Raw genomic sequence first — 12,589 nt, 5'->3', positions numbered from 1 at the left:
AGAGCGAATTCGTCTTAAGCTGCACGACCTGTAATATTCCCTTAAGTTCAGTGATATAACGATTGGCTTGCTCAACTTCGACTCCCCTCAAAAGCCAACGGGAGGTTGCTCGCCAATGTGTGCCCCTATGATCGAATACAGAGCCAAAACGACTCCATGCCTCGTTGAACCATGCTACGTTTCCAGTCGGGCGGTCGATTCTGATCTAGCTGCATCTGGGGGAGCCTTTCGAGCAAAGTTTGGATCGCGATGTGGGCTTCCAACCGCGCCAAGGGAGCCCCAAGGCAAAAATGGACGCCATACCCGAAAGCAAGATGCTTATTGTTCTCGCGGTGAAGATCGAGCTGTTCAGGATTATCGAATTGGCAAGGATCCCGATTCGCTGCGCCTAACATAGCGTAGACGAGTTGTCCTTTTCTCATTCGAATGCCATCAATTTCGACATCCTCACGGAGCGTCCGAGGTAAGCATTGGAAAGGAGATTCGTATCGCAAAAATTCTTCGATAGCTGAGGGATATAGGGAAGGATTCTCTTTGAGTTGCTTCAATTGCTCCTGGTCTTGGAGTAACAACCAGATCGCATTTGAGATGAGATTTGTCGTCGTCTCATGCCCAGCCACCAGCATTGCGCCGCAGGTGCCGATGATTTCCTCTTTGGTGAGGCGTTCGCCTTCCTCGTAAGATTGGACGAAGCCGCTAATCAGATCTTCCTGCGGGTGCGACGTGCGGTCCAGGAGAAGTTGCGTGAAAAAATCATTCATATTCCTCCATGCCTCCTGGGCTTCCAAGGCAGATTGAAAATCTACTTTCCCTGTACCTAGGAATCGCTGGATCGCCGCCGACCAATCTTTGAATTGATCGCGTTGCTCGATTGGCACTCCCAACATCCCTGCGATCACTGTAGCGGGTAAGGCGAACGCAAAGTTATAGATCAACTCGACTTCGGGCATTCCAACAAAAGAGTCGATCAGATCATCGGAAATTTGGCTGACCAATCTTCCCATCTCATTGACCATTCGAGGAGTGAAAGCATTGCCAATGAGTTTACGAAGCCTGTTGTGGCTGGGCGGGTCGGCTTGGACGAGTCCGCCTCGTTCGTAGTGGTTCTGCAGGTACGTTAGCTGCGCGAGCTCGTCAGTCGCCAGTGTTGAGAGGTACTCGGTGTAACGCCCGCCATTGGACAAACGCTTGAAATCCTTGAGGACGTTGAGCACGTCGTCATAGCGGGTAAGCACCCAGCCGTTCCACTTTTCACTCCAGTAAACGGGCGCCTCAGTGCGTAATAGGTCGAAGACTTCATAGGGCGACTCCACATACCCAGGTGTGAGTAGCAGGTCGTCTATTGATTTGGAATTGCTCAGCATGTCTAATTTTCTCGAAAGTTTTAGTTTTGGTTCTGTGGGTACGCACTTCTCGAATTGAACAACAATCAAGTGATAGAATGCCGAGTAGACTGCTGAGGATTCAGGAATGTACTGAATCGTGCATGCTTGCTTCGGCGATTTCTTCATGCCAGCCTTGTTGGAATTGCTCAGTAAGACGTTGAGCCTTTTCCGCGGGGACCGGTTGGTAGGGAGCACGCGTATGACCAGAATCTTCCAGGAAGTTCGTAACGGCACCCCGCGCTTTGCCAACGATTCCATGCAAATAGCCCTCGCGGACGAGCGGCTCAATGCATTCGAACTCCCAACCATTGAGCTTAAGCTGCATCGACATCGCTTCGTCCCATTGCTTCTCGAAACACAGATCGATCAACCGGCGTTGCCAGTCGGGCAGCGTATTGACCCAAAAACTGTAGGCACCGCGTCCACCTAACATCATGCCTGGAACGACTGTGTAATCGGTCAGGACATGTGCAATCTGAGGCGTGGATCCGATGATGTCGGAAAGATGGAGAAAGTTTTGCGTGCCTAGCTTCGTACCGATGAATTGTTCGGGGAACTCCGCGGCAAGCCAACGATAATGCTTGCCCTCCATCGGAACATGTCCGCGAGGAGTGTTGTAGTGCACCCAACGAGCGTCAGGCACCGCCGCGGCCAAGTCGTGCCAAAAATGCTTGACGTCACTCTCGTTGAGAGGCATCCAGTAGGGGTAGCAAATATGGACGGTGGAAATTCCGTGATCGAGGCAGACATTCATCCGGTCGATAATGCCTTGCGTATTGGTCCAGGTGACGCCGACTTGTATTGCGCAATCGGTAGGCGACATTGAGCGCGAGAATAACTGTACGAAGTGGCAAAAGTCTTCCAATTCGAAGGCATAGAATTCGCCATCGCTGTCGGTGCTGTATATGCCGTCGCAAGGAACGGAGGCCAGGCGTTCGACGTTCCGTTGGAGCATTCCCTCGTCGAGACGGCCTTGTCGATCCCACGGCGTGGGGATAGCGGCCCAAAGGCCGAACAACTCATTTGCGGTGCGAACGTCCTTCATTGAGATTTATCCTCATTGGATGACTTGATTTGCAAACGGACAAAGCGTATTTGACCGAAATATTTCGTTTCACCAGCAGAATAGAGACAGCCGAGCTCGTTGTTGTTCAAAACAGCGAGATCGGAATAACTGGACGGCCCTCGATCGATCACCCCTACTTTGCTCCAGTGGCGGCAATCGTCTCTGCTACGCCAGAGTGAGAGTTTTTGACGCGCCGACTTGTCCTTTCGACTGGTCGCCTGCCGAGCCGGCGCCGCGTAAAAACACTCTGTCTGACCATCGGGAGTGTTGCGTTTGAGAATACTCGCTTGGCAAACGGGCGCGGGTAGGCTGCTCTCAAGTTGTACAACGTCCCAAGTTGTGCCGCCATCGTCGCTGCGAGCAAAGGCGCGCCCCGCATTGACCATGTTATTGCGAATTGCTAGGTAGATGGTTCCATCGCCTAACTCGACCGGCATGCATTCATTGCCGTCGGGCAACCCTGGGGCTTGCTCCTGGGTGGATTCTCCGACTTGCCAAGTCTCTCCATGATCATCGCTGAAGAGCGAGAAGCTCTTACTCCCAGCAGTGTTCGTCGCCGTCGCATTCTGATGGCCGTAGGCGGTGACCAATAGCCTGCCAGCGCGATTGCCGTGCGTGAGTTGAATGCCGTGGCCTGGTCCGGTGGCGATGAAGCCGCCATGTTCGGGGCGTGTGAGTTCTTGCGTCATGTTGACGGGTTCCTTCCAGGTACTTCCATTGTCCGTAGATGACGTAAGCCAGATTTCTCGATTGTCTTTGCAGAAAAACAACCAAATGACTCCCGTGTCGCAGTCAACCACTGGAGCTGGGTTTCCAATCGTCCGGTCGCCGTCAGCCTGCACCACGGCAAGTTCCGACCAGCTATTCCCTAAATCGGCACTGGTGCGCAGGAGGACATGGGTGACGGCATCGTCACGAGCACTCTCCACCCGGCCTTCAGCAAATGCCAGCAACTTGCCGTCGCTTGTCTCGACGAGTGCAGGAATCCTAAAAGTCTCGTAGGTATTCTGAGTCTCGGAATCATAGACGATTTCCACAGGGCTACGTTTTAGCATTACGACGGAATCGGCGTGCGCCGTCCCGTTAGCGACAAACAAGCAACCGACTAGCATTGGCAGTAGGCGTGCAAAACATTTACCGCGTTCTGTTTGAAGTAGTTCTGGATTTATCACTTGAAGTGCCTATGCGACATTTAGAGTTGGATGACATTTCCTAATGGTAGACCGTGGTGAAACCGATGGAGATTTTCCACGAATAAACCACAGATGCGCTCGTATTCGTGAATCGACCTCCCCCCGGTATGGGGCGTTAGTATAACATTGCTTAGCCCCCAAAAGGGGTGATCCTGAGCTAACGGTTCTTCCTGGAAGACGTCCAGGCCTGCGCCTCGCAAATGGCCTGATCTTAAGCAATCCGCCAGCGCCGTCTCATCGACCACGCTGCCCCGCCCCACGTTGTAAAAACAAGCTCCTGCTTTCATGCACCCAAACAGCTCTTTATTGAACATGTTTTGATACTCCGCTGTCGCAGGAAAACAGAGCACTACATGGTCGGCTGTAGCAAAAGCTTTGGACATCTCATCCCAAGCAAAGGCGGCGGTGAGCAATTCGTGCGGCATAGCGTCGGGGTTCCTCCCTACTCCCACAACGTTCATGCCGATGGCCTTGCAACGCCGAGCAAGTTCGCTGCCAATTCCGCCCATGCCGACAATGCAGATAGTGTTGCCAGTAATTTCCCAATAGTTGAGTTGGCGTTGCCAGCGCTTTTCAGTTCGATCTATCGCGTGGCAGTGCAGGTTTCGAGCAAGGCAAAACATCATAGCGAGCACTTGTTCGGCGACGGGAATCGCCGGTACCCCGCGAATATTACAGGCAGTAAACGCCTGTTTCTCGCCCAGTCCTAGGTTGAGATAGGAATCGTAACCGACGCTGGCGAGCTGAAAGTAGAGCAACGGAGATTCCAACAACCACTGCGGTTCAGGCCAACCAATGAGCACATCGGCCTCAGAAAGCTGCTGGTGGTATTCGGCTGCTGGCGCCTCTTGGTTGATCCGCACGCAATCCGCCCAGCCGCGAGTTGCCTCCCGAATGCGAACGATATTGGTTTCGCTGAAACCGTTTACGGCAATCAATACTCGAATCAAAACAGCTATCCTCTTTCGTTATACGCGCCGAGTATCTGATAATAAGATCCTGGGCGATAGGCAAACTTCTCTTCAAGGTCCTCTGGCAGCGAAACTCCTAGGCCCGGTTTCGACGGCGCACGAACTTTACCGTCAACTAAGCTGAGGGGTTCAAGAATCAGCTCCTCGCGAAGCGGATTAAGAACCGTAGGAAGCTCAAGGATGATGCAATTTGGCGAAGCAAAAGCCGCGTGATAGTTGCCCATAATCCCGACGCCTGAACTCCAGGCATGCACCGCGATAGGGATTTGGCGACGCTGGCACATCTCTGCAACTCTCCGCAGGAGGTGAATCCCGCCCATGATGGATGCGTCAGGCTGAAAGATATCCAGCGAATCGGCCTGAAGGTAAGATTCAGCTTCTACGATACTCGTGACCGTCTCTCCGCCGGCTACCGGCATGGAGACGTTGCGACGAATTTCAGCAAAGCCGGCATAGTGGGTTACCTCGGCCGGCTCTTCGAGCCATAGAATGTGGTATGGATCGATCGCGATCGCCGTTTCGATGGCTTGCTTCACTGTCCAAGGATTTTTCGCCAACCCTTGCGCGGCATCGACCGCCAGACCGATTTCGCTTCCTAACGCTTCACGACAGAGCGCTACCTTTTGAACGATTGCCTCGATATTCGGCAGGTTGTTGATGCGGATCTTGACCGCGGAAAACCCGGCTTTGACATAGCCTTGCATTTCCGCACGCAACTCGTCGGCCGGCTTATTGTTGCCACCGCTGGCGTAGGCTGCGATGGCTTCGTGCGCTTTGCCTCCAAGAAGTTCATGGACGGGAAGTCCAAGCTGCTTTCCACGCAAATCCCACAGCGCCATTTCAATGCCGCCGATCACACTTTGGGAGAGTCCCATGCGTCCCCAGTAATAGCTGGCGAGCCGCATCCGATCCCAAAGCGGCAGGATTTCGCTGGGATCGCAACCGACAACGGCATCTGCAAGTTGAGCAGTTAACGCCGCCACTGCCTCGGGGGCATAGACTCCGCTGTAGACCTCCCCAAGCCCGTAGAGGTCTGCGTCAGTTTCAACCTTAATGAGACTGGCGGAACGCAATCCCGTTTTGAGGTGCAATTCGCGCTCATCGTCTCCAGCAGTGGCATACGGTGCGCTGAGCAGGATGCATTTGACGTCAGTAATTTTCATGATTGGGAGGATCTTATTTAACGGGCACGCAACTTGGCTCTATTTACAGCTTCGGCGAGCGGAAGTTAAGAACTTACCTGCCGGGGGCAATCTTCGACAAGGTGACGATATCCTATTTGAGGAGAGTGCTTGAGCGATTGAGGCGTGCATTGATCCTGGTGTCTTTCCTACGCCATCGATTGTAGTAACCAAAGGTCGTGTTCCAGTGTTCGTACTTGTGGGGCAGCATCCATGATTGACAGCGCGTACAATTGAGACAGAAAATCCCATTAACCAGGTTCCGCATATCGACTCCACGCTCTGCGCTGATGGACTGACTTGGCGGCTATTGGATAACGAAATCGTTGCGATACTCCTGTAAAGCTGGCGAATCAAACCCCTTGGTCTGAAAGCAATCAGCCAATGAATGCAAAAGGGACTCAGGTGCTTCTGCTAATTTCAAATCCGGGTCTATGCCGCATCATTCGCCCTCATGGTGTTTGCCATTTGTAAGCCACTGGAGGTTGAATCGAGCGACTGTGAGGAATGAGTAGGCCCAACGGCGACCGTGCTTTCGTGGCGTCTGAGGATCGCCGCTTTCATAGAAGCACAGAATCGTGCCGTCATTGAGCACCGCCAAATCGCTGTAGGCGCTTGGTCCAGGCTGCAAGACTCTGCTCACCGGCCAAGTGCGGCCGCCGTCTTCGCTAAGTTTGATAGTCAAGTTCTCGCGATTCTTGTGGGCTCGGTTGGTCGTATCTGGATTCGAGAACAAGAGTAGGTGGGGCTTCGATTCCACTGTTCCGGGATGACTTACAATTCCCGCCATGCATCCTGGCTCAAGCAACGGTTCGATGAATTCGGGTTTCGACCAGCTAGTAGCGCCGTCGCGGCTGAAAGTGACCATGCGACGATTTCGTGGATCCCCATTTCGGGCAGTTATCATAACGCATCCGTCAGCGAGTTCGGCAATGTTGGGTTCGCCGCCTTTGCGAAGGGCAAGGTCGCCGCGTTCCCAGTTGTTGCCGTCGTCATCACTATATATCACACCCACTGCTTTTTTTAGTTTCACATCTTCTTTGTAAGTTGACATCCAGAATGGCACAACGAGTCGTCCACTCTTGAGTTGGATGGCATGGCCCGGACCTGTGGCGATAACCTGCCATTCAAGATCGGTGCGATAATTATCAAAAGTAGATGTAATATCAACCGGCCTGGACCATGTAATTCCATCATCTTTGCTACGGATGTAGAAGCAGCGCATATATTCGATGCAATAAATTAAATGCACTATTCCATCGTTGCCCGCAATTGCAACGGCGTTGTTGACTGTCTGTTCATTTGGCCCACCCAACTCCTTGTGCTTTTTACTTTTTGACATATAGGGGTTCCGCGGCAAACGTGGCCCGATATGGGCCACTTGCTGTGGTGGATCCCACGAGCGACCACCATCGGTGCTGCGGCGAAGATGGATCTCGATCTCTCCCCGGTCCGCAGTCGAGAACTTACGGGCTTCACAGTAGGCTAGCACCGTACCACGTGCAGTGACGACAATTCCTGGGATGCGGTAGCACACGAAGCCATCTGTTTCTTCTTCGAAGAGATTGGTCTTTTCGAGAAAGGGTTCCGAGGCCGAAAGACGTGTGAGCGCCAGCAGCACGACGGCAAACGGCAGGCTGTATCGAACGAGATTCGAGGTCACTTGGATGACTCCTGGCGGTTCTTGCCCTTCATCTTTCGCGACGAGTTTTCCTTCACTGGATGCTTGAGTGCCTCCAGGTTTGTTCGCGTACGCAAGGACTCGTCCAGGGAAGTGTGCAATCGCTCGCGCAGTTCCCTGTAGGCCGGGTCGGCAGCGACGTTTTCCCGTTCGATCAGAAATGCGCCCTCGCGAACCGCGCTGCGGCTGGAATCATAATCGTAGAGCTCTTCCTGGAGCGTCTCCCTCGTCGGCCACTGGACCCAGCGCGTGTAGCGGTGTGCCTTGGTGCGAATCGAATAGCCCATCACCTTGGGTAGACTCGGCTTGAAGGGTCGGGCAAACTGGCTGAGCACAAACGAACGGCCTTCGCGCCGGGGGTCTTTCAGGATAGGCACGAGACTGGCGCCGTCCAGGTCGGGGGCCGGCGGGAGGCCCGCCAAATCGACAACGGTCGGATAGATGTCCACGTATTCGATCATCGCCTCGGTCGCAACGCCTGGCTCCGGCATACCCGGGAAACGGAACATTAGCGGCGCGCGAGTGTCCATTTCGAAATTCGTGTCCTTGCACCAATGGTCGGCCTCGCCCAGGGAGTAGCCATGATCGCCCCAGAGCACAACAATCGTGTTCTCGTCCTGCTCGAGCCGTTTCAAAGCGTCCAGCAGTTTTCCCACCTGGGCATCGGCATAGCTGACACATGCATAGTAGCCGTGTCGTAGGCGGCGTGCCTGCTCGATGGTGACGTTCTCGTCCTTTGGAATGTCCCGATAGCCTCCCAGTTCGAGATGGTCCGGGTAAGCCACGTCCGGTGCTTTTTTCGTCCGCCGCGTTTTGCCGACAGGCTCGAAATCTGCCGGGTCGTAGAGATCCCAGTATTTCTTGGGAGCACAAAACGGCAGATGCGGTTTGAAGAAGCCCACGGCCAAAAAAAACGGCTGATCCCGTTCCGAGAGGTCCTCGATCGTTTGAACGGCTAGGGCCGCCAGCTTGCCGTCCGGATAGCCCTCGTCGGGCAGATCCTCTTGCTCCGTCGCCGGGCCTTTGCCGCGCTTACCGCGGTTTTCTTTCGAGGCATAGTTGGTCCAGCCATGGCCCTTCAACAGCGGAGGCACCGACCAGGATTGGGGATCTTGCGCCGCCATGCTGTTTTCTCCGCTGAGCACCTTTCCGAGCGACTGGGTGTGGTACCCCTGGTCCTTAAAATACTCCGGCAGCGTTACGGCAGTGGGCAGCGTATCGCGGAACAGATTACGGTTGTGCCAGACCCGTGTATTGTCGGGAAGCCGGCCGGTGAGAATCGAGGTCCGCGAAGGGCCGCATACCGACTCCTGACAATAAGCTCTAGTGAACCGGCGCGATGCTTTGGCGAGCTGGTCGATATTGGGCGTTTTGGCCAGAGGGTCGCCGTAGCAGCCCAGCGAGGTACGCAGGTCGTCGACGGCGATGAACAGGATATTGTGTCTTGGCGAAGTCCTCGATACCTCGGCAGCGCGCGTCGCGGCCACCGACATCAGCAGGAAAAAGGTGGCTGCAACGAAAGAGCAGATTACCCTTAAGTAAGTGTCGTGTTCTTGCTCAGTTCTCATGATTTGGCCCTCTTCTTGCTCTTCTCTTTTCCCTTCACGTTCATCGTCACCTGCCTTGGCATACGGTGCGCTGAGTAGGATGCATTTGACGTCAGTGATTTTCATAATTGAGGTTTCTTGAGTAACGATCGCGCGGGCTCGGCGCGGTTTTCAGTATCTAACTGGGGGATTTTTATTCGGCATGTTCAGACTTGCCTTTGCCTGCAGGATGGCAAATTATTGCGGCTTGGCTTGCTCGCTCACCAGCGAGTTTGGAGTGTTCCAGCGTATCCTTGAAATGATTACGTTCTTTTCGCCAGCGGTCTTTGTGCGCTTTGCGACGACGACCCAACTTTCCTGCGGTGTGATCGCACTAACGCCAAAATTACCCATTGCGGCGGAGCCTTCTTTGGGAACCACAATGCGTTCGGTGGCCCGCAGAAGCCGATGCATCTTGGGATCAATCTGAGCCATGTAGAGCGGTGCGCGATGTCGCATGACATCCCCGTTATCGGCGGCGCGTCGGGTGTAAACCAAAAACAAGGCCTGAGAATGCGTCATAAAGTGTTGCTGAGTGTTGTAGCTGGCAAGCTCTTCACCGTCGTCGAATCGCCATAGTTTGGCTTCACTAAAGTGAAGGCCGTCGGGGCTGGTGCTCAAGTAGGGCGCTTCGTCATTTCGCATGGTGAGATAATACTCGTCTTTGAACTTGGCTAACGAGGGCTCGCTCATGCCGCGTCCCGTGTCGAGTTTATGTTCACTGCCATGCTCGACATAGGAGAGCGTTTCGCCGTCGAATTTGCAGCGTGCGATGGCACTGTAATGGATACTGTTGTTGTGCTCGCCAAAGTAAAACGGCAGCAAGACTTCTCCGTTGGACTCCTCTAACCACTGCACGCAGCCTGATCGTTTGTAAGGCCAGTGGAAGGAATTGGGGAAGTCAACGGTTTTCCATGGAGCCCAGCGGGCAGTCTGAGGGTCGTAGACCGCGTAAAAGATATTACTCTGACCGCCAGGGACGTCGCGTTTGGTTTTGCGGTCAACGTTGAAGGTGGCGCCAATCAGAAGTAACTTACCGCTCTTCGGGTGATACTGCGGCGTCGCATCGACGGGCACTTCATAGAATCGCCCTGACTCACGCCCCTTCATTTCACGCAAATTCAAAGCTGGTTGCATAGTTGGCCCTTCCCAGGTTTTGCCAATATCGTCGCTCTTAGCGCTCACGATTCCTTTGTAGTTGTGCGTACCCTTCATCCCGTGAGGCTGCATGGTAAGAATCACGCGCGGCGTTGATCGATCGGAATCAAACGCTGAAGCAGGCATGGCCGCCGCTCTTGCTTGAAACCAAAATTGATCCGCTGGGCAAGGGAAAAAGTGCTCAGTCTCGATTGTATAATCAAGCTTGGTATTAGCTCTCGACTCCTCATCGAGAGCGATGCTGCCCTCATGGGGCTGCTTGTCCGCAACAGCAATGCTATCGAGTGGCGCTGAGGCATAAAGACTCTGCGACTGCACTTGATCAAGGCGTCGCTGCTGGGCAACCACTGGCATATTGAAGCCGCCACACAATAGAAAAAAAGACAGAATGCTGAGCATCAAGCATTTGGCAAATGAAAAAGTGTTTAATTGCATGAGAATTGAATAGTCCCTTGAAGGCTCGTAATTGGTAGAAAGCAGAATTCCCCAGGAACGCTCGGCTGGAATTTAACAACATTGGGAGGATTAGAGGATTGTTCTACCGGACATCCAGCAAGTGCATTGGTTATTTGGGATATACTTCTCCGCTGGCAAGTCCGAGTGAGGCTCTTTTCTTTCGCTGTAAGAGGCAGTAAACGCTCCCCACGGCAAGCAGTATGAAACTGCTCGGTTCGGGTACCGCTGAACCGAGGCTTTCAAGAGCAGTCGTAGGTACCCCTGATTGTTTCATGAGTTCTCTCAGTAAAAACACGTCGTGCAAATCAGTAACGCCGTCAAAATTTAAGTCCCCATGTGTGACGCTTTCATGAGTGCCAAATAGCCCGGGAAGATTGGTTGCATTCCAATGCTCTATGAATGCAGACACGTCGTCGGAAGCAGCCGGTCCGGTCCCGTCGCCTAGGAACGCGCCGTCTTGGTTTACGTCTCCACCAACCTTGTTCCAAGAGGAACCGAGCAACTGCTGAAAAATCACTTGATTGCTAATGATCTCATGATTGTCACTTCCTTTTTCGCCGCTCGTGTACAAGACGGCCACGGAGTCTAGATTGTTGAAGCCAGTTGCTCTTTCAATGCTTGGCATCCAATTTGGCGTATCGGGGTCGATCGTCGAAATGAATTTAGAGGTAAAGGTGGCGCCGCCGTCGTCGGAGACCGCGCCGATGACCTCGGTGCCTGGAGTGCCCCAACTGAGCCCGCTCTCATAGGCCGTCAGCACAAGTGCCATGCGTCCATCTTCAGTGAAAGAAATGCCGCCTGGTACGCCCAGCCCCCAACCTTCCGGCAGCGCATCGAGTTTCTCGTTAAGAGAAGTCTTTTCCCAACCGCCATGCCCGTTGGCGGTTGCAATCCAGGCCTGCAAAGGCGTCGATCCGTCAGGGCCTAATGTGTTGTAGACCACGTACGGAACGTTGTGTGAATCCACGGCAATCGATCCTGCGCGCAAGGCTGATGCGCTACCGTAGGAAGATCGCAGGGAAGGATCGATCGACTCAATGACATCCACGGTGGCTTTGGTCGCCGGTAGCGAGAGGCTCGTGCCAATGCTGGTCCGCCATGTCTGTCCGAAATCTGTACTTTTCATATAACCAATTTCGTATCCCCAGCGGGGATCGTCTCCATACATTCGCGTCGCCATGTGAAGCGTTTGATGATCTGGCCCCCAAGCAAGCGAAGCCTGAAAATGCGAGTAGTCCGGTTCGCCTGCTTGAAGGATCTCTGTGGGGCCCGACCAATCTCCATCTTTTGGTTTGGTATAGAGATTGACTCCCCAGGGTTCTGAGGAAGGCCCTTCACTACTGCGTGCGATAAGATAGAGCGTATCGTCAGGACCGGTCACCAGTGAGGGATAAGTAAGGTCATCGCCGACCAGCGTCTCCTCAGTCCAAGCTGAGGCGTCGTTAGGGTTGAGCGACTTACGATATCGAAATGGATTGTGGTGAGGATAAGAAACGGTGTGCAGATAGCCTTCGCTATCAACCGTTAATGCAGGCCCGCCATGATTGTCGCGGGTATCGCCCAACGTATAAGTCTCCGACCACGTACCCGTCGTTCGGTCGAGAGTCTTTATCTGAACGTGAAATTCATCCTCGTAGCTATCGAGCCAAGAAACATGCGTCTTATCGCCGTGCGTGATAATCTTATTCGACTCCACATAGCCAGTGGCTCTGCTGGATCCGTTCTCAGAAACAATATCAGCGCAAACTGTGATACTAATGAAACTGTGACTGCCAAGGCCAACCGTCAGGCTCAAAACGGCAAGCAGCCTCTTGATTCTTTCTGCGTTCATCTCTTTTCCTTTGTCAAGTTGGACATTGCCCATGGATTACCACTAAGAAAATCTGAGTACAGGGTCACCGCCCCGGTAAGT

At 53.6% G+C, this 12,589-nt stretch carries 10 protein-coding genes; all 10 read right to left on the bottom strand.

Annotated elements, in window-relative coordinates:
- Positions 1 to 125: 125 nt before the first annotated feature.
- On the bottom strand, positions 126 to 1,511 hold the full coding sequence (locus HG15A2_RS10085; RefSeq protein ID WP_218932463.1) for a cytochrome P450: 1,386 nt from the start codon (positions 1,509 to 1,511) through the stop codon (positions 126 to 128).
- Complete coding sequence (locus tag HG15A2_RS10080; RefSeq protein WP_145060088.1) at positions 1,465 to 2,430, bottom strand: dihydrodipicolinate synthase family protein; 966 nt, start codon at positions 2,428 to 2,430, stop codon at positions 1,465 to 1,467. The genes HG15A2_RS10085 and HG15A2_RS10080 overlap by 47 nt, the downstream gene beginning before the upstream one ends.
- The gene (locus HG15A2_RS10075) at positions 2,427 to 3,506 is read right to left on the bottom strand and encodes a sialidase family protein (RefSeq protein WP_218932462.1); all 1,080 of its coding nucleotides are present in this window, start codon (positions 3,504 to 3,506) and stop codon (positions 2,427 to 2,429) included. The genes HG15A2_RS10080 and HG15A2_RS10075 overlap by 4 nt, the downstream gene beginning before the upstream one ends.
- Positions 3,507 to 3,643: 137 nt before the next feature.
- The gene (locus HG15A2_RS10070) at positions 3,644 to 4,594 is read right to left on the bottom strand and encodes a D-2-hydroxyacid dehydrogenase (protein ID WP_145060086.1); all 951 of its coding nucleotides are present in this window, start codon (positions 4,592 to 4,594) and stop codon (positions 3,644 to 3,646) included.
- 5 nt (positions 4,595 to 4,599) lie between these two features.
- Entirely contained in the window at positions 4,600 to 5,778 is a 1,179-nt protein-coding gene (locus HG15A2_RS10065) for a mandelate racemase/muconate lactonizing enzyme family protein (protein ID WP_145060084.1), read from the bottom strand.
- Between the two features lie 112 nt (positions 5,779 to 5,890).
- Entirely contained in the window at positions 5,891 to 6,088 is a 198-nt protein-coding gene (locus HG15A2_RS25095; RefSeq protein WP_391483921.1) for a transposase, read from the bottom strand.
- Between the two features lie 150 nt (positions 6,089 to 6,238).
- Entirely contained in the window at positions 6,239 to 7,459 is a 1,221-nt protein-coding gene (locus tag HG15A2_RS10055; protein ID WP_218932461.1) for a sialidase family protein, read from the bottom strand.
- Positions 7,456 to 9,150, bottom strand: a complete 1,695-nt coding sequence (locus HG15A2_RS10050) for a sulfatase (protein WP_145060081.1) — start codon at positions 9,148 to 9,150, stop codon at positions 7,456 to 7,458. The genes HG15A2_RS10055 and HG15A2_RS10050 overlap by 4 nt, the downstream gene beginning before the upstream one ends.
- A gap of 111 nt (positions 9,151 to 9,261) precedes the next feature.
- Complete coding sequence (locus HG15A2_RS10045) at positions 9,262 to 10,656, bottom strand: sialidase family protein (protein WP_145060079.1); 1,395 nt, start codon at positions 10,654 to 10,656, stop codon at positions 9,262 to 9,264.
- A gap of 130 nt (positions 10,657 to 10,786) precedes the next feature.
- Positions 10,787 to 12,541: a BNR-4 repeat-containing protein gene (locus HG15A2_RS10040; protein WP_145060078.1), complete on the bottom strand. Its 1,755-nt coding sequence runs from the start codon at positions 12,539 to 12,541 to the stop codon at positions 10,787 to 10,789.
- Positions 12,542 to 12,589: the final 48 nt, after the last annotated feature.

The organism is Adhaeretor mobilis, assembly GCF_007741515.1.
Lineage (GTDB): Bacteria > Planctomycetota > Planctomycetia > Pirellulales > Lacipirellulaceae > Adhaeretor > Adhaeretor mobilis.
The sequence above is the reverse complement of the archived record's forward strand: the minus strand, read 5'-3'. Positions and strand labels throughout refer to the sequence as shown.